The sequence below is a fragment of the Eubacterium barkeri genome, assembly GCF_900107125.1.
Lineage (GTDB): Bacteria > Bacillota > Clostridia > Eubacteriales > Eubacteriaceae > Eubacterium_O > Eubacterium_O barkeri.
In genome coordinates this window covers 238,391-258,253 of record NZ_FNOU01000002.1, presented here as the reverse complement: position 1 = coordinate 258,253, position 19,863 = coordinate 238,391, and the positions used below count along the sequence as shown (strand labels likewise).

At 43.8% G+C, this 19,863-nt stretch carries 18 protein-coding genes and 2 tRNA genes; 14 read left to right on the top strand and 6 right to left on the bottom strand.

Features of this window, described 5'->3' with window-relative positions; all coding sequences use genetic code 11:
- Nucleotides 1-2: 2 nt before the first annotated feature.
- The 9 genes from BLU30_RS02530 (at nt 3) to BLU30_RS02490 (ending at nt 8,402) form a co-directional block, all read left to right on the top strand.
- Entirely contained in the window at nt 3-635 is a 633-nt protein-coding gene (locus BLU30_RS02530; protein ID WP_090243134.1) for a V-type ATP synthase subunit D, read from the top strand.
- A 172-nt stretch (nt 636-807) separates the two neighbouring features.
- Nucleotides 808-1,062, top strand: a complete 255-nt coding sequence (locus BLU30_RS02525; protein ID WP_090243132.1) for a GIY-YIG nuclease family protein — start codon at nt 808-810, stop codon at nt 1,060-1,062.
- Between the two features lie 185 nt (nt 1,063-1,247).
- On the top strand, nt 1,248-2,081 hold the full coding sequence (locus BLU30_RS02520; protein ID WP_176770801.1) for a potassium channel family protein: 834 nt from the start codon (nt 1,248-1,250) through the stop codon (nt 2,079-2,081).
- Nucleotides 2,063-2,527, top strand: a complete 465-nt coding sequence (locus tag BLU30_RS02515; RefSeq protein WP_090243128.1) for a YbaK/EbsC family protein — start codon at nt 2,063-2,065, stop codon at nt 2,525-2,527. Before BLU30_RS02520 ends, BLU30_RS02515 begins: the two co-directional genes overlap by 19 nt.
- A 35-nt stretch (nt 2,528-2,562) precedes the next feature.
- The gene (locus BLU30_RS02510) at nt 2,563-3,390 is read left to right on the top strand and encodes an Mrp/NBP35 family ATP-binding protein (RefSeq protein ID WP_090243126.1); all 828 of its coding nucleotides are present in this window, start codon (nt 2,563-2,565) and stop codon (nt 3,388-3,390) included.
- Between the two features lie 20 nt (nt 3,391-3,410).
- Nucleotides 3,411-4,115, top strand: a complete 705-nt coding sequence (locus BLU30_RS02505) for an ABC transporter ATP-binding protein (RefSeq protein WP_090243124.1) — start codon at nt 3,411-3,413, stop codon at nt 4,113-4,115.
- 20 nt (nt 4,116-4,135) lie between these two features.
- The gene (locus BLU30_RS02500) at nt 4,136-5,023 is read left to right on the top strand and encodes a pyridoxamine kinase (RefSeq protein ID WP_090243122.1); all 888 of its coding nucleotides are present in this window, start codon (nt 4,136-4,138) and stop codon (nt 5,021-5,023) included.
- A gap of 2 nt (nt 5,024-5,025) precedes the next feature.
- Nucleotides 5,026-6,633 carry a hypothetical protein gene (locus BLU30_RS02495; protein ID WP_090243120.1) on the top strand — a complete coding sequence of 536 codons (1,608 nt, stop codon included), beginning with the start codon at nt 5,026-5,028 and terminating at the stop codon, nt 6,631-6,633.
- Nucleotides 6,630-8,402 carry a phospholipid carrier-dependent glycosyltransferase gene (locus BLU30_RS02490; protein WP_090243119.1) on the top strand — a complete coding sequence of 591 codons (1,773 nt, stop codon included), beginning with the start codon at nt 6,630-6,632 and terminating at the stop codon, nt 8,400-8,402. The genes BLU30_RS02495 and BLU30_RS02490 overlap by 4 nt, the downstream gene beginning before the upstream one ends.
- A gap of 82 nt (nt 8,403-8,484) precedes the next feature.
- Here the strand turns inward: BLU30_RS02490 and BLU30_RS02485 are convergent, their stop codons facing one another.
- From BLU30_RS02485 to BLU30_RS02470, 4 genes are all read right to left on the bottom strand, one after another.
- The gene (locus BLU30_RS02485) at nt 8,485-9,171 is read right to left on the bottom strand and encodes a putative ABC transporter permease (protein ID WP_090243118.1); all 687 of its coding nucleotides are present in this window, start codon (nt 9,169-9,171) and stop codon (nt 8,485-8,487) included.
- A 100-nt stretch (nt 9,172-9,271) separates the two neighbouring features.
- On the bottom strand, nt 9,272-10,042 hold the full coding sequence (locus tag BLU30_RS02480) for an ABC transporter permease (RefSeq protein WP_090243117.1): 771 nt from the start codon (nt 10,040-10,042) through the stop codon (nt 9,272-9,274).
- Nucleotides 10,035-10,970: an ABC transporter ATP-binding protein gene (locus tag BLU30_RS02475; protein ID WP_090243116.1), complete on the bottom strand. Its 936-nt coding sequence runs from the start codon at nt 10,968-10,970 to the stop codon at nt 10,035-10,037. Before BLU30_RS02475 ends, BLU30_RS02480 begins: the two co-directional genes overlap by 8 nt.
- A gap of 315 nt (nt 10,971-11,285) precedes the next feature.
- Nucleotides 11,286-12,236 carry a Dyp-type peroxidase gene (locus tag BLU30_RS02470; protein WP_090243115.1) on the bottom strand — a complete coding sequence of 317 codons (951 nt, stop codon included), beginning with the start codon at nt 12,234-12,236 and terminating at the stop codon, nt 11,286-11,288.
- 409 nt (nt 12,237-12,645) lie between these two features.
- Between BLU30_RS02470 and BLU30_RS02465 the strand changes: the two genes are divergently transcribed.
- From BLU30_RS02465 to BLU30_RS02445, 5 genes are all read left to right on the top strand, one after another.
- On the top strand, nt 12,646-13,674 hold the full coding sequence (locus BLU30_RS02465; protein WP_090243114.1) for a response regulator transcription factor: 1,029 nt from the start codon (nt 12,646-12,648) through the stop codon (nt 13,672-13,674).
- A 247-nt stretch (nt 13,675-13,921) separates the two neighbouring features.
- The gene (locus BLU30_RS02460; protein ID WP_090243113.1) at nt 13,922-14,884 is read left to right on the top strand and encodes a hypothetical protein; all 963 of its coding nucleotides are present in this window, start codon (nt 13,922-13,924) and stop codon (nt 14,882-14,884) included.
- Nucleotides 14,885-14,888: 4 nt separating this feature from the next.
- Nucleotides 14,889-16,814, top strand: coding sequence for an oxidoreductase (locus tag BLU30_RS02455; RefSeq protein WP_090243112.1), 1,926 nt, complete (start codon nt 14,889-14,891; stop codon nt 16,812-16,814).
- A 24-nt stretch (nt 16,815-16,838) separates the two neighbouring features.
- On the top strand, nt 16,839-17,708 hold the full coding sequence (locus tag BLU30_RS02450) for an acetoacetate decarboxylase family protein (protein WP_090243111.1): 870 nt from the start codon (nt 16,839-16,841) through the stop codon (nt 17,706-17,708).
- On the top strand, nt 17,698-19,560 hold the full coding sequence (locus tag BLU30_RS02445; RefSeq protein ID WP_090243110.1) for an SDR family NAD(P)-dependent oxidoreductase: 1,863 nt from the start codon (nt 17,698-17,700) through the stop codon (nt 19,558-19,560). Before BLU30_RS02450 ends, BLU30_RS02445 begins: the two co-directional genes overlap by 11 nt.
- A 124-nt stretch (nt 19,561-19,684) precedes the next feature.
- On the opposite strand, the gene BLU30_RS02440 is transcribed toward BLU30_RS02445, so the two are convergent.
- A tRNA-Ala gene (locus BLU30_RS02440) sits at nt 19,685-19,760 on the bottom strand.
- A 9-nt stretch (nt 19,761-19,769) separates the two neighbouring features.
- Nucleotides 19,770-19,858: transfer RNA gene (locus BLU30_RS02435), tRNA-Ser, on the bottom strand.
- Nucleotides 19,859-19,863: the final 5 nt, after the last annotated feature.

Genomic DNA, 19,863 nt, shown 5'->3' with positions numbered 1-19,863 from the left:
CCATGGCTATTCGTGTGAATCCGACAAGAATGGAGCTCACACGCCTGAAAAAGCGTTTGAAGACTGCGGTACGCGGTCACAAGCTCCTTAAGGATAAACGGGACGAAATGGTCCGTCAGTTCATGGGATATATTCGACGGAACAAGGCGTTGAGGGAAGAGATTGATGAAAAGCTTGCTGCAGCAATGGCTCAGTTTTCCGTAGCTAGTGCGCGGATGGGCTCGGATGCTGTAGCAGAAGCACTTTTGTGCCCAGCCAGACAAGCTGAAATCCAGGTTGGAACCCAAAATATCATGAATTGTGATGTTCCGACGATCCGCTACAGCTCTTACCATGAAACAGCAGACTTACCCTATGGGTTTGCCTTCTCCTCAGGGGAGCTTGATCAATCCGTGCTTGATGTTGCAGAGCTGCTGCCGCTATTGATTGAATTGGCCGAGGTGGAAAAAACTTGTAATCTTTTGGCTGATGAAATTGAAAAAACCCGGCGTCGCGTTAATGCCCTTGAGCATGTCATGATTCCTGAAATGCAGACCACCATCAAATATATTACAATGAAGCTTGCGGAAAATGAGCAGGGAAATATCACCCGCTTGATGAAGGTTAAGGAAATGATGCTGAAGCAGGACCAATAATCGACAAGATCATTACAATAAAAGCAACTGATCATTTTTCATAGATGATTCAGTTGCTTTTATTGATTTCTTCTTGTGATAATTCTGAGCAAAATTCCGGAAAAAGTGACAATTATTGGACAGGTAAAGCTCCATTGTGTATAATGAAATAAATTGGAAATTGGGGGTGTCAATGGGAAAACATTTTGTCTACATCCTTCGTTGTGCCGATGATACCCTGTATACAGGGTGGACCACCGACCTTCAGCGCCGGATAAGGACCCATAATCAAGGTAATGGCGCAAAATATACTAAAAATCGTTTGCCTGTTACCCTGGAATACTATGAAGTTTTTAATGAAAAAGGGGATGCCCTTAGTCGTGAGGCATCCATTAAAAAGCTGTCCCGTTTTAAAAAACTCGAATTAATTGCAGGAGTGTCAGAGTAATGGAAAAAGAAGCACTAGCCTTAATGAGTGGTGACACGGTCATCTTTTTTTATGACTTATTTGTATTATGCCTTTTTTTATTTGAACTTTTTTTGTATGTCAATCGAAAAAAACTCCTTCAAGAATTTAAAGAGAATCGAAAAACAGGCAAGCCAATTCCCCCTTTGAAAAGGGTCTTGTGGAAATTGGTTATTTATTACGATCGCCATGGGGTTTTAACAGTAAATGCAATTCTGCTTATTATTCTGTTGGGGACGAGTTTATCCTCCGGAGCGGTTGGAAGTGGTGAGCTATTAGCTTTAGCCTGCTTTACCGTTAGCTTTATGGGGATTATGTACTTTACCAAACGTTTATTCGTGGGGCTGGATCATTTTAAAGATGGCCTAGTGGGCCGTTGTGTGGATGTGGTCTTCTATTTAATATTAGGCCATTGCTTTGTTTCCTTCTCATCCTTTATCGAACATCCGAGCCTTCCCTTAACCCTGGGCGGTTTATTGGCGGCACTGGCCCTATGCTTTTTAGTCATGGTTCGTGCCATTATTAACCCCATGGTCCTGGTACGGCCCAGTCGCTTTAAAAAGAAGAAAAAAGATGCCCTTGGAATTCTCAAGGGGATGGGTGTGTTGATGGTTTGTGTACTGACGATTTTGTACTTGATGGTATTTAGTTGCTGGTCTAATAACCCAGAGTATTACATCAGTACCTCAGGCCAGCCCATTGATGCTTTGGACTTGATCTATTATCTTTTTGTTGCGTTTTCGACCATTGGATTCGGCGATATTGTACCGGTGCGGGCTGATGGCCTCTTTTATAGCCGTTTAGTGGCCATTACAATTGCCATTGCCAGTATCTTCACCACTGCTTGTTTTGTGGGTTCCGTGGTTGCCGGTGCGTCCAATAGTGCATCTGATGATATGGATGAGGCATCAGTTCAGGAAGCAGAAGAAACGGAGAATTCCCTGGAAGAGGATGAAGCTGATACAGAAATTAAGGAGGAGACATGTCAGTCGAGAAAGTAAAACACTATTTAAGCCATTTTGGAAAGGATGGAGACGTTCTGATCTTAACGGAATCCACGGCAACCGTTCAGCTGGCAGCAGAGGCCATCAATGTGGAGCCTGGTCAAATTGCAAAATCCTTGACCTTTAGAAATAGCGAGGGCTGTATTCTTGTTGTGATGTCAGGTGATGCCCGGGTGGATAACCAAAAGTTCAAGGAAGCCTTTAGTCTGCGGGCAAAGATGTGTAAGCCCGAGGAGGTTGAAGCATACACGGGCCATGAGGTTGGCGGCGTTTGCCCCTTTGCCGTTTCCAAGGAGCACACCACGGTGTATTTAGATAATAGTCTGAAACGTTATGGACTGGTTTATCCGGCAGCTGGCGATGGCAACAGCATGGTACCCATGACCCTGGAAGAGCTTTGGGAATGTTCCGGAGCAGTGGGATGGGTTGAGATTGCCAAATAAATAATAATATAGAATTTTAAGAAAACGAGGTTAAAATGAGCGAAGAACAATGTACACATGATTGCAATACCTGTGGGTCAGATTGTGGTGAACGTCAGGAAACAGATTTTTCGGTGGCACCCCATCCCATGAGTCAGGTCAAAAGGGTCATCGGTGTCGTCAGTGGTAAAGGGGGAGTGGGGAAGTCCCTTGTTACTTCTGAAATGGCGGTCACCATGCGTCGTCGCGGGGCGGAGGTTGGAATCCTGGATGCTGATATTACAGGTCCTTCTATCCCAAAGGCCTTTGGGCTTACAGAAAAAGCCATTGGTTCAGAAGATGGAATTTATCCTGTCCGGACGAAAACGGGAATTGATGTCATGTCTATGAATCTCCTCCTTGAAAATGAAACAGACCCGGTAGTGTGGCGAGGACCTGTCATTGCTGGGGCAGTCAAACAGTTTTGGAGCGATGTGATCTGGGATCATAAGGAGTATTTATTTGTGGATATGCCTCCGGGAACGGGAGACGTTCCCCTGACGGTATTTCAATCCCTTCCGATTGATGGAATCATCATCGTCACCTCACCCCAGGAGCTGGTTTCTATGATCGTTGAGAAAGCACTGGTCATGGCTCAGATGATGAATGTTCCAGTTTTAGGGATTGTCGAAAATATGAGTTATTTTAAATGTCCTGATTGTAGTGAAGTTTATCATATCTTTGGGGATAGCAAAATCGATGAGATTGCCGCGGTAAACCATGTTCCGGTTTTAGCAAAGGTTCCCATCGATCCGGAAATTGCCAAAGGGGTCGATGCCGGGAATATCGAAGACTACGAAGGGACCTGGTTTGAACAGGCTGCTGACGTGATTGAAGCATTGTAATAGGAAAGGAGTGGTCCCACATGGCACACTTTGTCGAGTTTAAAAATGTTTATAAACGTTATAAAATGGGAGAAGTGACTATCAATGCGGCCAATGGGATCACCTTTGGAATTGATGCGGGAGAATTCGCTATTGTCGTTGGGCCCAGCGGGGCAGGGAAGACAACAGTGCTGAATATTCTGGGGGGAATGGATCGCTGCGATGAGGGTGAGATTTATGTTGGGGGGAAGGAACTGGCCTGCCTGACGGATAGAGAGCTGGCCACCTATAGACGGTATGATACAGGGTTTGTTTTCCAATTTTATAATTTGGTTCAAAATTTGACAACCATTGAAAATGTCGAATTAGCCACTCAAATCTGCCAGAATCCCATGGATCCTGCTGAAACATTGGCAAAGGTCGGTCTGGCGGATCGTCTGGATAATTTTCCTTCCCAGCTTTCTGGTGGTGAACAGCAGCGGGTAGCCATTGCCCGAGCCTTGGCTAAACGGCCGAAGCTCCTCCTTTGTGATGAGCCAACGGGAGCACTGGACTATAATACCGGAAAAACCATTTTAAAGCTGCTTCAGGATACCTGCCGCAGAGAAAAAATGACGGTTGCCCTCATTACTCACAATCAGGCCATTACACCTATGGCTGATCGGGTGATCACCATGAAAAATGGTAAGGTTCAGGATATGTATCTCAATCCAACACCTACTCCTGTGGATGATATTGAATGGTAGAGAGTTAGAAAGGAGCGCTTATGGATTTAAAAATAAATTCTGATATTACAAAGCTATCCGGGCCTCTAGACCGAGTGGCCATCGTTCATGATATTTCAGGGTTTGGGAAATGTTCGACAACAGTTGCACTGCCCATTCTTTCTGCCGCCGGTATTGAAGGCTGCTGTGTGCCTACGGCCGTTCTTTCGACCCACACCGGTGGGTTTTCTGGCTTTACTTATCGCGATTTGACCGATGATCTCGTGGCATTTACGGACCATTGGGCAACCCTTGATCTTCATTTCAAAGCGATTTATACAGGCTTCTTAGGCTCGCCACGACAGACCGATTTAATCATCCGTTTCATCGAGAAATTAGCCGATACAGAGACTTTGGTTTGTGTCGATCCGGCTATGGCTGATAATGGGGTATTGTATTCTGTCTTTGATGATTCCATGGTCGATGCTATGGCATCCCTTTGTCGAAGGGCAGATGTCCTCATTCCGAATATGACCGAAGCGGCCCTCCTCCTTGGAGAAAAATACACAGAAGGGCCCTATACCAAAGAGATGGTTGAGCGTTATTTGAAAAGATTATCTGAGTTGGGGCCGAAGAAGGTGGTTTTGACTGGTGTTTTCTTCGAGGAGGCTTATCTGGGCGCTGCCAGCTATGATGCCACATCAGGGTGTATTCATTACACCTTGGAGGAAAGGATTCCAGGGCAGTTCCACGGGACTGGCGATGTTTTTGCCAGCTTTTTAGTATCAGGATTGGTCAAGGGTTTTTCATTGGAGGATTCCGTTGATTTAGCTGTGAGATTGACCCAGAATTGTATTTGTCGTACCGTGGCCCGGGGAACAGATCCCAGAGAAGGGGTTGACTTTGAAGGGGTTCTGCCGGTCATGATGCAGGCATTACACCTGGTGTAGGCATGCCTTGGTTAATAAAGCAGGTGAAGGAACCATCCCCATGGCTGATTGGAACCCTTTTAGGTTTAGGGGTTCTTATCAGCCTTTTTCCGTTGCTCTTCCATTCAGGGATTCCCTTTGGGCACGATGCAAGCTTCCATTTAAGCCGAATCCAGGCCCTTTCCAATGCTTTTTCCCAGGGCGTCTTTTATCCAGGGATTTATACGGAGTATTTTAAGGGATATGGCTACGGCGCCGGGTTATTCTATCCGGATTTCTTTTTATCCATTCCAGCAGTTTTTACCCTTTGGGGATGCTCCGGGACAACTGCCCTTAAATTGTATTTTGTCATAGCGAATATTGCCACTGGTGTCATCATGTTTTATAGTGTGGGGCGTGTTTATCCCAATCAGCCGTGGATTTCATTAATTTCTGCATACTTTTATTTGTTTTGCTCCTACCATACGACTAATTTATACTATCGCTGTGCCGTTGGTGAATTAACGGCTATGGCTTTTATCCCTTTAATTATTGCCGGGCTTTGGGAGATTTGCGAGAAAAATGGGCACTGGGGAATGCTGACCCTGGGGTTTTCAGGGGTCATTTTAAGCCATGTGCTTTCAGCCGTTATTATGGCTCTATTCTGCCTAGCCATCTTCTTACTAACGGTCCGCCAATTTATAGAAGAACCTTCCCGATTCCTGGCGCTTCTTAAAGCGGCTGGGGCCACTTTCTTGATTAGCGCCTTTTTTACCCTCCCGCTGTTCGAACAGCTTTGGATTAATCCAATTTGGGGAGATACCGGGCTTTTGGGTTCTGTGTCGAACTGGGCGGTATCACCGGTAGACGCCATTCTTTCTCTGCCTGTGGAGCATTTTGGTAGAGAAGATGTTCCACCAGCTGGAGTTGGGGTAATCCTGTTGATTATGGGAATTCTGGGGTGCACTCAAAGGCGCCGCTGGTGCTTTGAAACCCGGGTCCTGTTCTGTGGCTTCTTTAGCTTATGGATGACAACCACCTTATTCCCATGGGGAATTCTGGCACCCTATTTCCAAAACCTGCAATTTCCCTGGCGTTTTTATGGATTAACCAGTGGGATATTTTGCTTTTTTTCAGGGGAGTGCCTTTATCGTTTGCCCAAAGGGAGAAATGTGCTTTGCCCTATTCTCTGCCTTACGGTCCTCACTGTGCTGTTCTTTTGGAATACTACCACGATTTATTCCGTCAGGGGGACGGTCTCGGATAATCCCTTTCCCTCTTTTCCAGCAGGATGTGAATATTTGCCAAAGGAAATGGTCTATGGTGAGTTACTTGAACATCTGGCATCTAATCAATGGGGCACACAGACAGATTACTATTCCAAAAAATTCACCATCTCCCAAATCGGATGGCAGACCCTTCCCATTATTTATTATCCAGGCTATTCAGTACAAATCGAGGGACTTAGAGTAGAGACCCGAAAGAATTCCTCGGGGTTTTTGGAAATCAATTCCAATCGGACAGGGGAGGGGACCCTTCAGTTCATTGGGACACCCCTTCGTCGCTGGTCCGTGGGAATCAGTATGGTTTCTTCGGTAATCCTGGGAGGGGTATTCATTGGGCGTCAAGTCAGAAGGGAGAAGCGTCAATGAGGGACGACACGAAGAAAACACTTTGGAGGGAATGGCTTTTTTTAGCCGTTGTGATTCCTTTATACGGCTTTGTCGCATTTTACAGTCTGGGGGATCGTACAGCACCCCAAACCTATGCGGTTATCGATAATCAAAGCGGCCCATTGTATTTTGAGGTGGAAGAAGCCCCTGCTTCTGTGGCGCTGTACTGCCCTGTCAATAGTGCTACAAAATATATTGATATTACCATCTCAGCGTCCGCCAATCAAATGGATTGGCCTGTAGCCTTTGATACCGATGATGATCCAAAGGATTATACGGCAGCCATGATCTGGTATGATTATCCCTTATCCTGCAATAATGATACGCAATATATTCGAATTGACAAACACCCCGCTTCGAATCGGCTTGTTTTAGCAGAAATTGGGTTTTATAATCAAGAGGGAAGTTTAATTCGTGCAAAAGCTCTTAGTGAAAATGGTGGCTTGGTTTTGGATGAACCACAAACCATCTGCCGGGATAGCAATCGAATGAACAGTGCTTATTTTGATGAAAGTTACTTTCCTTCTTCTGCCCTGGAAATGCAGGATGGTTTGTCAGTGGCAGAAATGGATCATCCCCCTGTGGGGCGTTTGATCATTGGTATGGGAATGAATTTGTGGGGACGGAATCCCTTCGGTTTTCGGTTTATGCAGGTATTCTCTGGAATTTTGATGCTGCCATTACTTTACTTTTGCGGGCGATCCCTTTTAAAATCACCAAAGTGGGCAGGAATTGTTACTATACTCCTGGCACTTGATTTTATGCATTATACCCAAACGCGAATAGGGACACTGGATGCCTTTTTGGTGCTCTTTATTTTAGGAATGTATGGCTTTATGGTCTTTTATCACAACAGCCAGTCCTTGTGGCGGCGTTACCTCTTTTTACTTTTGTCGGGGGTCTGTGCCGGCTGCGCCATTGGCACCAAATGGTCCGGCTTGTACGGTGCTGCGGGCTTGGCATTGCTTTATTTTTTCTGGCTATTCCAGAGGATTCGATTCGCCTGGGGGACAGAAAGGCGTGCAATACTCCATGAGTGTACCTGGTGTATCCTTTGCTTTATTATGATTCCATGCTTAATCTATGGCCTGAGCTATATTCCCTATGCCCAGACCCTTGGGCGCAGTGATTTTTATGGGGTTGCCATCGAACACGCTAAACAGATGTTAAGCTATCATACCGGGACATCGACGAACTATAATCACCCGTACTCCTCCCATTGGTGGACATGGTTCCTCGCACTAAAGCCCGTGTTCTATTACTTTGAACCAGCCCCGGCTAATATCTACCTCTATGCGACGGGGAACCCTCTTGTGTGGGGCTTTGGGCTTGTAGGGGCTTTCTATGCGCTATGGCGGGGTGTTTGTCGATTGGATGATGGTGGACTTGTCATTGCCACGGCCTATTTTAGCCAGTTAATCCCCTGGATATTTATTACGCGGGATACGTTTCTATACCATTATTTTCCAATGGTCCCTTTTTTAATACTGGCACTGGGATATTTCTTTCAAAATACCTGTACCCATCCCCGAATTGTCGGCTATCGTAATCTTTTTATCGGTATCTACCTCTGTGCTGTGGTTGCATCCTTTGTGGTGGCATTTCCCTTTATCTATGGAAGTGGAATATTCTGGGAAAGTATCTTAAGGATTCGACTGGCCCTTCAAGTCAGTGCACTTCTCTTCGGTGTTCTCTATTCCGGCCTTTTAATTTGGGCGTATTGTTTGAAAAAGAAGGAGAGACTTTAAAGCCTTGGTTGCACACAAAAAATTAAAAAGTTGCCCAATCGATTAAGATTATGCGGCAACTTGAGGATTTGAAGCATGGGGCCTAATCCGTTAAGGATACTTTCCCGGTATCGACATGGGTAATATTGGGGTAGTCCACCTTCATAACGGAATCCGGGTAACGCTTGTTCATTTCAATTTGGATGGAGGTGGTAATGGGGATTCCTTGCTCCCTCTGATTCCAACACTGGACAGCGACGGCGGATAAAGCCATATCCAAAGAAATAAAAACAACAAAAAAACAAGCTAATATCACACCCAGCCGGCGGGGAATCTTTAAGATAAATCCATGGAGCAAGGGATAGATTTCTTTAATAAACAATACGCCCAATGCCCCCCAGGCAATGGCAAAGCCTAGGCTTGTTCGTCCGAGAATATTGAAAGGCTGATTAGTGTATACCCAGGAGACAGTTCCAGTAAGCCCTTGTTGGACAAAGCTACAGCAAAATTCAAAGGCCGAACCAATGACCATGGATAGGAGAAAAATCCATACCCATTTCTTATGAAGCAATGGTTTTAGGCATAAAGTAATGAGGACAGCACCAAATCCATAAACGGGATTAAACATTCCATAGATGAGTCCAGAACGATTTTCAAAAATACCCTGAACTAAAAAACAATAGGATGTTTCAACAACAACACCTAAAAAGCCACCCAGGGCAAAAATCCAGATGCACTCATAAATTGCGTACCAAACGCCTTGTCGCTTTGCAGTTTTTTCCAAAGTCACATTATAACCTCCTGCGTTATCTGTTTATTGAGTTTTTAATTGTAGCACAAGAATTTGTAAAATAGCTTATGGTTTTGAGGCGTTGTTCTCTAAAAAGGGGTTAGCTTCTTAAGCCAACCCCTTTTTCAATTAAATACCAGCAGATGGCGTAAAGGACGGTTATAAAAAGAATAAGGATGACCAGGGACCACAGAATTGGGACATCCGTTACACCCAGAAAACCGAATCGGAAGCCCGAAATCATATAGACGATGGGATTAATTTTGGAAACAGCCTGCCAGATTGGTGGCAGCATTGCAATGGAGTAAAATACACCGCCAAGATAGGTAAGGGGCTGTAATACAAATGTCGGCACAATCGATACATCGTCAAAGGATTTAGCAAAGATTCCATTTAATAACCCCGCCAATGAGAATAAAACGGCGGTCATCAGGAGAGTGATGATAACAATGAACCAGGAATAGACATGGAGGGGGACAAAGAATAATGAAATGATGGTAACGAGGGTACCAACCAAGACGCTTCGCCCCAGTCCTCCAACGACAAAGCCAAGAATAATAACCTGTGTCGGAACCGGTGATACAAGGAGTTCTTCAATGTTCTTTTGGAACTTTTGTGAAAAGAAGGAGGACGCAACATTAGAATAAGAACTTGTAATGACAGACATCATAATCAGGCCAGGCACAATAAATTCCATGTAAGAAAAGCCACCCATTTCGCCAATTCGACCACCGATCAGATTCCCAAAAATGACAAAGTAAAGGGATGTGGTAATGACAGGTGGAACCAGGGTCTGAATCCAGATACGCAGATAGCGGTGGGTTTCTTTAGCAGCCAGGCGTTTTAGTGCTGTAAAATAAAGATTAAACATGTTCTTCCTCCGGGTGATGTTTTCCATCGGTAATTTTCAAAAAAAGTTCTTCCAAACGGTTAGATTTATTACGCATCGAAACTACTTTGATGCCTTGTTGGGTGAGCTGATTGAAAATTGCGTTGACACCTTGATCACGCTGAACTTCAACAACCAGGGTTCGATTGTCCTCAAGAGTGCTTTTGTACCCCATAATCCTTGGAATTTGATCAGAAGGCTCCAAATCAAAGATAAAGGTTTCAAACTGTAATTTTGATAAAAGTTTCTTCATGCTGGTGTTTTCAATTAATTCCCCGGATTGGATAATGCCAATATTGCGGCAGAGCATTTCTGCTTCTTCCAGGTAGTGGGTGGTCAGGATAATCGTTGTCCCACCGGCATTCAATTCTCTCAAAAAGTCCCACATTTCCCGTCTTAGCTCAATATCGACACCAGCGGTTGGTTCGTCTAAGATGAGTAGGCGTGGTTCATGCATAAGGGCTCTGGCAATCATCAAGCGCCGCTTCATCCCACCTGAAAGCATCCGTGCCCGCTCATTGCGTTTCTCCCACAAATCTAATTGATTTAAATATTTTTCACTGCGGCGCAGTGCTTCCTTGTGGGGAACACCATAGTATCCCGCTTGATTGACGACAATTTGCTCTACGGTTTCAAAGGGGTTAAAATTAAATTCCTGGGGAACTAAGCCGATCTGTTGCTTGGCCTGGACCAGATTTGAATCAAGATCATAGCCAAATACCCTCACTGTCCCGGATGTTTTGTTAACCAGGGAGGTGACAATCCCAATGGTAGTTGATTTTCCGGCACCATTGGGACCAAGAAGTGCATAAAAATCCCCTTCCTCTACAATCAAATCGATGCCGCGTAGTGCTACGACCCCTGATGCATATGTTTTCTTTAAATTTTTTATTTCCAATGCTGCTGTCATTAAATGTTCTCCTCATCAGTAAATAATCTGTTCTTTCGACTATAATCCACAGAGTAGCAATCGTCAAGTGAAAAATGAAGGTATCACTTTGATGTTGTATAATTATAGTTGACAACTTATTCTTTCATAGTTCAGAATATAACGATGAGAACAGGGTGCGATCTTAGTTTCAGAAATCTGATGTGTTGTCGTCCCTTTAGTATCCATCTCAACTTTGTGAATTGGTTTTTTTCTGTTTTGCCATAATAAAAGGCTTCCTATGAGATTGATGATATTCTACATAGGAAACCTTTTTTAGAATTTAGAGAAAAGGATTCACACGTCCATTTCTCCTGAAGCCATTTGAGCCAATTGTGAATAGCTAGGAACAAAAAAGAGATTACCCGTTATTGCGTGTAAATAATTTAATAAGCTATCCTCACTTGCATTTGCGGTCCCCTGAAACATGTGTTCTAACATTTGATTTGTGATTGAAAAGTTTTTTGAATATCCTAGAAAATAGCTCCCATAAATATTCTGTGTTGGCTGAGAGTAGACAAGATTTGCCCGGATTATTTTCATTTCTTGCCCTTTATTATTGTGGGCTTTTGATATTTCGGTATGTGCATCCATGGGTTTGATTTTATCCGAGAGTTCTAAGTCAGTCCATTTTCGTCGACCAATGATCTTTTCTTGAGCAACATCTGACAGCATATCCCAGGCATTTTTATCAAAAGTATATTTTTGAGCAAATACATAACTGCCACCATTAAAATCAGAATCATCATCTATTAGAACGGCTTCCCAAGCTTCTGAGTCTTTAGGATTTTCTGTCCCATCAACAAAACCAATAATCGCTCGCCCATCACGATAACGAAAACCATGTGTTTCATCTACAGGACTTACGTAATCTCCAATAAGTGTCTGAATACTAGAAAGCATATCATAACAAACAGTCATACGATTAGCACGGATATGAAAAAAGAAATCTCCTGGAGTCGACGGGGCCATTGACGATGTTCCTTCTATTCCAGGAAAAACTTTTAATTCTTTTGGTTTTTTAGTGTTGGGGAAAAGCTTATCCCAAGCAACGGCTCCAATTCCCATAGCAAACTCAAATTCTTGCTCTGGATAACGAATGCGCAGACTCTCTACCATTGCAGGGATGCGATCAAATAGATTTTGAAAAGCACTTAAAGCAGTTTTAGAAATTTTTTTATCTTTTAGCGCTATAGTTGCAATAATAGAATTTTCTGATTGACAGGGAATAACATCTTGATATTTCATTTTGTATCCTTTCACTTAATAGATAAACACTATAATAAAATTTTCTTTTATTAAATACTGACATACAAATCTTAAGCATTAATCATTTTATGACGATAACTTATCCAGCATAAGAATTATCTAAGCATAAATTGCTTTGGAATAAAGCCGGTTGGTGTATGATCATAAAAATAAAGTTGAAAACACGAGGATTAAAAAATATTTAAAAATGTATTGACGATAGCACCGCGGGATGGTTTATACTTAAAATTATTAGGGGATGATTAAATGTACTTAATTAAAAGAGTTAGGGTACCTTTTATGGCGAATCAAATCTGTGTTCACACTGGGATTTTAAATAAGGAGAAGAGTCTGGGAATGGAGAGAGGACACGATAAGACCAATTGTTCCAGTACTAAAGAGTAATGCTATGGGTAAATATATCTATAATGACGTGATGGCGAGTGCCATAACAAAGCCTCGACAGTCTCTCCTGGCGCTGGATAATGTGACATATGTACCAGGAAGCCTTGATAAAATGGTGGAAAGGATAGCTAACGTTGAGGACCAAAGAAGCCTGAACATTGAGTTGGCTTACTACCGCGGTGATTTGAACGCGGTATTGAATCTGACCACTGGTCTCACCACAACAGATTGGCGGGTTGGGCAACACCTTCTCTACCGTATGGCAGGGGCCGTAGCAGCTGGTCAATACGATATCTTTATGAATACAAAAATCCGTTTGGACGAAGTGACTCGACAGTTATCCGGACACCCCGACCAAGCATTTGTAGAATTAGCCCAGGCTGTTATGGCTGTAAGTCTGTATGATACTGATAAATGCCCACCGTGGATTATTGATGGAGACTTTAGTCGCCTCCCTTTAGCGGCCCGCCCCTTTGCCTGTTATCCGCGAGCAAAATATTTACTAGCACGTGGAGAATTCGCTGCGGTCCTGTCTCTGACGGAAACAGCTTTGTCTCTTTTTGATGAAACTCGCTATTTTACTACACGCATCTACCTTCGGCTTATGGAGGCGGTTAGTGCGGTTTGCCAAAAAGAGAATGACCGCGCAAAAGCGGCGCTAGCCTTTGTTATGGAAGGTCTTATCCCGGATGGTCTCATTATGCCTTTAGTTGAGCATTATTCTTCCCTAAGCAGTTTGCTGCCCCCGTGGGCAAATCAGGCCCCAGGTTTTATGAATGCAGTAGAATCATTAAAAATGCAGATAGGGTACAATTGGGTAGATTTCCACAATCATGTCACTCACGGTCAGATATCCCAGATCCTTACGAGTCGGGAGTATCAGGTGGCCTATTTGGCCAAATGTGGTTATCGGAATCAGGAGATTGCTAAGGTTTTAAATCTCTCTGTTGCAACAGTCAAATCCTACTTGCAAGTAGTGTATGAAAAACTCTATATACAAAAACGTAAAGATTTGGAAAATTTGATTTTATAATGATATGAAATGCCCCCTCTTTTTCATAGAAAAAAGGAGGTATTTAAAACTGTGAAAAGCTGATAGTATATACGCAAAATCGTGTATAGGCTATCAGTTTTTATATTGGAAAAATGAACGGAAATGCTGAACATGAAAGGATTTAAAATGCGATATCTCATAATTTAATGGGAGGTGGTTTGAAATAGAAAAAAACTGGCGTATAGGTCTACCTTATGTAGACAATGTCCGTATCATCGGAATGACAATGATCATCAATTTGGTAGCTGTTATTCTGTTCATGTACGGCCACAGCTTAAGTGAAAGTGATATTCTTATTGATGCGGCATGCTTTGGTGTGAGCACAACCTTTATTGATACGCTGTATATTAAACACCGAATAGATGAATTAGCCCAACAGGGCGCATTACCAAAGGAAGCGCCAGTCAGTATGATTTTTGCTCATCTACCTCAAAATCCAGTGCTTCTAGCGTTAATAATCGGTAGTATTTTTGCTGTTTTCACACCAATTTTAAATGGTGTCGTATTTAGATTCTTTGCAATACGCACTTTCGAATTTCCCCAGTTTTTGGCTTGGCGTTTGCTGTATTCCATAATTGTTTCAGCTAAAATCGTGGAGTGTGTTATTCTGCGCTACATGCAGCCCGACTATCTTCATACATTTGAAAAGGAGCAAACTGGAAGTGACATCGTAAAGAATCCACTACCGCATTTACAAACTTTTTCAAATCTTTTCGATACGGTTGTCAATGATTTTGGCTTTAATCTGGTGGTCGGCTTTTTCATGGGCGGAGTTATCCTCGATGGAGCTATGGTGATTATCCTTCCTACAGCCCAAAAAAACATTATAATTTCTGCTCTAATCCTCAGCGTTATTGTTTCACTGAAAATGGTATATCCTGTGGCTCGGGAAATTCAGGAGGAAGTCGGCGCTGGCCGCATTCCTCGTCGGGAATATCATCACCTATCTTGGTATGCGGGATTGTTTGGCTCACCTAAAAGGTTTACGCTGATACTTTTTATTCCGGTAGCTTTGGCTGCGATGATAATGTTGTGGGGCATTTTGACTTTTTTCCATTTTGAAGTTTTGAATTTTTTCCAGTATTTCGTCATTCGGACAGCTTGCGTTACGGTTATCACTAAATGTACGGTGGCGCTGGCCTTACGCGTTTTCACCACTTTAGGAGTAGATAAGGAAATCAGGAGGTAAAGGCATGGTACAATTACAAGATTCTGGAACCATTGGGGGACTGAAACTGCCCAATCGAGTCGTAATGCCAGCGATGGGTATTAATTTAGCAACGGACCAAGGTGATGTCAGTGATGAACTCATTAGCTTTTACGAGGCACGGGCACGAGGTGGTGTTGGCTTGATCATTACAGAGGTGACTCGGATTACCGATGGTCCGGGAAGCAGTGATCCCCGGCAACTTTCGGCATATCGTATAAGCGACATATCGGGAATTCAGCGTTTAGTCGAAGTCATTCATCAGTATGATACTCGACTCTTTGTCCAGCTTCAGCATCCTGGTGCATCAGCTTCACCGTCGCTGACAGGTGGGAAGGTGGTAGCACCCTCCTGTGAATTTGTTCCAAATGGTACAATTCCTGAGATATTGTCCATTGATGAATGTGCCGATTTGGTAAAGCAGTTCGTCACGGCAGCCCAATTGGTACAAAAATCAGGAGCGGATGGTGTTGAACTTCACGCAGCTCACGGCTACCTTATCAATAATTTTTTATCACCCGCAATGAATTTTAGGAAGGATGCTTATGGCGGAAGCTTTGAAAATCGTTTGCATTTTCTGTTGGACATCGTAGCAGGAATTCGCCAGTCCTGCGGGGATTTTCCCCTCAGTGTACGCATCAATGCTTTTGAGGCGTTGTCGGGTGGGATGATGCTGTCAGAGTCTATCACTGTGGCCAAGGCATTGGAATCTGCTGGTGTTGATGCTATCAATGTCAGCTGCTATTCTAATGGTTGCATTGAACCAGGAACCTGGCCAGAGGGAAGCAAAAGGGAGTTCAGTTCTGCAATGAAGGCTGCTGTGGGTATTCCCGTTATTGCAGTAAACAACATTAAGGAGCCGCGGATGGCAGAAGTCTTGCTCAAGGAAGGAGCCTGTGACTTTGTCGGTATTGGTCGGGGGCATTTAGCTGATGCCCAATGGACACGCAAAGCCCTGACTGGAAAATGTGATACCATTCGACAGTGTATCGGTTGTCTGGCTTGTTTTAATGAAATCCTAGCCCTTCGTCGAATTAAGTGCGCAGTAAACCCGGTGACAGGAAGGGAAATGGATTTTGTTCATACTGTTAAAAATGGAGAAGGACGCCGAGTCGCTATTGTTGGTGGTGGTCCAGCAGGGATAGAAGCGGCATTGGTATTAAAAGAGCGCCGTTTCGATGTTCATCTCTTTGATGAGCAACTACAACTGGGCGGAACACTGAATATCGCGGACAAGGGATATAAAAAGGAAAAAATTACAGCTTATGTCAATTCTTTAACTGCCCAAGTTGTACAGGCTGGTATCTGCTGTCATTTAGGTGAATCTGCCACGCCTCAAGTCCTGGAGAAACTCTCCCCTTGTGGCATTTTCATCGCCTGTGGTGCTCAACCAGTGCGTCCAGAATTGCCAGGTATTACTGACAATCGGGTTGTAACAGCAGAAGGGGTACTTTGTGGACGGGTAAAGCCCAAAGGGCAGGTAGTCGTAGTGGGTTCAGGTATGACGGGACTGGAAACAGCAGAAATGCTGGTGTTATCTGGATGTAGTGTGACTTTGGTGGAGATGCAAGCAACATTGGGCTCTGGTATATACCCAGCAGTAACAGAGGACATATTAGCAAGGTTGAAAGATTTCCCTTTGAGGGTATATCTCAAGCACCAACTGATAGCCATACAACCGGAAGATTTGTTATTGTCCGATTTAGATACTGGTGATAAGCGGATGCTGGCAGCCGATTCTATTGTCCTTGCCCTTGGTGTCCATCCTCGTCAATCAGTAGTGGATACCATCGTCAGATCGTTTCCTCAGTTACCAGTGGTAGTTATTGGGGATGCACGTAAAAGTGGGCGTATTTTAGAGGCTACTCAAGATGCTCATGGGCGGTCGTTTGTTTTCAAAAAAGATATGTAGAGATATCAAATAAGGAGTTGCAAAATGAAGCCATCATTAATTACACCTAAGGAGAAACTCGTCTCATTTATGAGCGAGCCCGCTATGAACCATCAATATGGTATTCAGTTATTTTGTCTGGCTGACCAAGAAAAAGCACAGGCTCTGTTGCCACCACCACTAAAAGTGACGGATCCAGCTCTGATTTATATCTATGTAGTGGATATAAGAGAACCTACTTTTGCACCATGGTATATGGAGGGGGGCATTGGTATTATGGCCGAATATAAAGGTCGTACCGGAGTACATTTCATCGGATTGCAGCTGGATGGACCTGGTGCGCTTATGGGGATGCTTTCTGGACGTGAAGGTAGTGGATTGCCTAAAAAACTGTGTGACCGTATTTTAGTTGAACGTATCGGTGATAGTGGTCACTGTGCTATATGGAGGGATGGTGTCCCATTGCTTGAGGTGGATGTGGATATTGGATGCTTTAATGATCCACTCATGGAACGGCTTACTGGTGGTGTGGAGAAATCCCTGCCAACATCTCCTATAGTAACAGAGGGGAATAGTTTCTTGTTTCAGTATCATATAAGTCCCAGTGGCTTTACCGACCTTTTCATGAGTCATTATGATAGTCCTACGCGGTTTTTAAGATATGAACCAGCTACAGCTAAAGTACGCTTGTCGTCAACCATTAATGACCCCTGGGGGGAGATTCCTATCAAACAAGTGGTGGTGCTGGATGGATGGTCAGTGATAATTGGATTCGTGGCATTACAAAGATTCATCAATATACGGATTTTGAAACAACAGAAATTATGTCTTATCTCTTTACAGGGCGATATGATCAATGCACCCTTTACCGAGATCATCAAATCTATTTTTGAAGGAGATAAATATGGAGTATGAACGAACTTATTTTCAAGGAAAAGGTGCGGTAATCACAGGGGCGGCCTCCGGCATCGGGCTAGCCCTCTGTGAGGAACTACTTATATGCGGTGCAGCATTCATTACTTTAATCGATTATGACGCCCAAAATCTTAATATTCAAATCCAACGTCTAAAAAAGATGTATCCGGACAAGGTGAAAGGGATTCATTGTGATGTCACTCAGGAGAGTGCCGTACAGAATGCCATCACCCAGTCGATCGCATTCTGTGATCAGCTAGACCTCTTAATTAATTGTGCAGGTGCAGGTTTTAGCAGTAAATTTACCGTAGAACCTGAAGGTTTAAATCCGGATAATCCATTTATGGCTAAAGTAGCAGATAACGCATCATGGAAGTCTGCCTTTGACCTTAATTTTTATGGTGCTTTATATGGATGTCGTGCCGCTTTGCCGCCAATGATTGCCCAGGGACAAGGACAAATTGTAAATATTATATCTGGAATTGCATTTTCACCAATGGCTTATCAAAGTCAGTATGCAGCAACGAAGGCAGCACTCTGTGCTCTGACGCTTAGCCTCCGCAGTGAATACCAATCCGAGGGTATCCGCTTCAATGCCGCTACCCCGGGAACTACTGCTACTTCAATTTTTAAGGGTGCTGAGAATATCCCTGACGGTGCCCAAATGCCACGGCAGTCTGCCCAACGTATTCTGGAGGGGATTTCCCGAAATGATCGTTTAATCTTAGGGGATGATGGAGATATTGATGGCGCCAAACAGTGCTTTATGCCAGGTGCGATGGGGAAGATATTGGATCAGGTCTTTTTACAATATGCCAGAAAGCGTCGTAGAGGGATTCTGACCTTTCTTTTGGATCCTTTAGAGAATAACCCAGAGATAGATGTCGCAGAATTCGAACAACTTCAAGAGATTAGAAATGAGGATGATGCACATCAAATTATTGAAAAAACTCAGGCTTACATCAGCAGCAAGCAAGCATCTCAGATGAATCCGGCAGATTATGTTGGAAAACATACTCTTATCACTGGCGGAGCTTCTGGTATCGGCCTCATCCTGGCAGAACTACTACTGTCCGTTGGAGCCATCGTAGTACTTGCAGATCATAATTCGAAAAACTTGATCTGTGAAGTCAAACGATTGTCTGCACTTTATCCCCATACTGTCAGCGGGATTTTCTGTGATCTCGCTGTCGAGGCTCAGGTTGATGCGATGGTGGCGGAAGCTCAGGACCGCATAAATGGGAGATTGGACTTGCTTATTAATACGGTTGACGTTGGTCAACTGCACTTTTTTTCGGATACACCCAGAGCACGGGCCATCCAGAAAAAACATCCTGGTATGAAGGCTTTGGACAATACCGACTGGGAAAGAATCTTCTCTATAAACTTCTACGGAACTTTATACTGTTGCCGTGCTGCTCTTCCTATCATGACTGCTCAGAAAACGGGCCAAATTATTAATATGATTTCGAACACGGCATTCTGGAATCTGCCTTTCCAGAGTAGTGACAGTGCAACCGAGGCAGCGTTGCTACTTTTCACCTTGGCTCTGCGATACGAATACTGGGAAACGGGTGTTAAAATCTGTGCTGCAACATCTGAAATGATGGAGACATCTATCTATGACGGTAAAATTTCCGAGATATTAAAGTCACCAATAGAGATAGCAAAAGCCGTATTAGATGGCGCATTGAAGAATGAGAGGATTATCTACGCTAATGACTCTGAAATGCTAAAGGCCATGGTCGCTTATCATCCCGTCATGGCAAGCTCCTTAGACGAGCAGTTGACACATCTTGCAGAAATGCGCCGTTATCATGATCTGCTGTATGATGAACTTGACTCTAAATGAGCAGTATTCCAAGTATAATCTATAGGATTCTCAAATAATATGGAGAATCAGATACAGTAAAATGCGGGAAAAGTAAAAAAATAAGCAGGTCCCAAAGGCTGGAACCCGCTCTATACGACGGTTATGGTGGAGACAAGGGGATTCGAACCCCTGACCTATACGTTGCGAACGTATCGCTCTCCCAACTGAGCTATGCCCCCATTATAAGATGGCGGAGAAGGTGGGATTCGAACCCACGTGCCCCGGAGGACAACCGCATTTCGAGTGCGGCTCGTTATGACCACTTCGATACTTCTCCATAGC

Bases quoted from the DNA above. Each gene is read 5' to 3' on its own strand.
- BLU30_RS02530 (WP_090243134.1), top strand. From the start codon at position 3: ATGGCTATTCGTGTGAATCCGACAAGAATGGAGCTCACACGCCTGAAA.
- BLU30_RS02525 (WP_090243132.1), top strand. From the start codon at position 808: ATGGGAAAACATTTTGTCTACATCCTTCGTTGTGCCGATGATACCCTG.
- BLU30_RS02515 (WP_090243128.1), top strand. From the start codon at position 2,063: ATGTCAGTCGAGAAAGTAAAACACTATTTAAGCCATTTTGGAAAGGAT.
- BLU30_RS02510 (WP_090243126.1), top strand. From the start codon at position 2,563: ATGAGCGAAGAACAATGTACACATGATTGCAATACCTGTGGGTCAGAT.
- BLU30_RS02505 (WP_090243124.1), top strand. From the start codon at position 3,411: ATGGCACACTTTGTCGAGTTTAAAAATGTTTATAAACGTTATAAAATG.
- BLU30_RS02500 (WP_090243122.1), top strand. From the start codon at position 4,136: ATGGATTTAAAAATAAATTCTGATATTACAAAGCTATCCGGGCCTCTA.
- BLU30_RS02495 (WP_090243120.1), top strand. From the start codon at position 5,026: ATGCCTTGGTTAATAAAGCAGGTGAAGGAACCATCCCCATGGCTGATT.
- BLU30_RS02490 (WP_090243119.1), top strand. From the start codon at position 6,630: ATGAGGGACGACACGAAGAAAACACTTTGGAGGGAATGGCTTTTTTTA.
- BLU30_RS02480 (WP_090243117.1), bottom strand. From the start codon at position 10,042: ATGTTTAATCTTTATTTTACAGCACTAAAACGCCTGGCTGCTAAAGAA.
- BLU30_RS02475 (WP_090243116.1), bottom strand. From the start codon at position 10,970: ATGACAGCAGCATTGGAAATAAAAAATTTAAAGAAAACATATGCATCA.
- BLU30_RS02470 (WP_090243115.1), bottom strand. From the start codon at position 12,236: ATGAAATATCAAGATGTTATTCCCTGTCAATCAGAAAATTCTATTATT.
- BLU30_RS02465 (WP_090243114.1), top strand. From the start codon at position 12,646: ATGGGTAAATATATCTATAATGACGTGATGGCGAGTGCCATAACAAAG.
- BLU30_RS02460 (WP_090243113.1), top strand. From the start codon at position 13,922: ATGATCATCAATTTGGTAGCTGTTATTCTGTTCATGTACGGCCACAGC.
- BLU30_RS02455 (WP_090243112.1), top strand. From the start codon at position 14,889: ATGGTACAATTACAAGATTCTGGAACCATTGGGGGACTGAAACTGCCC.
- BLU30_RS02450 (WP_090243111.1), top strand. From the start codon at position 16,839: ATGAAGCCATCATTAATTACACCTAAGGAGAAACTCGTCTCATTTATG.
- BLU30_RS02445 (WP_090243110.1), top strand. From the start codon at position 17,698: ATGGAGTATGAACGAACTTATTTTCAAGGAAAAGGTGCGGTAATCACA.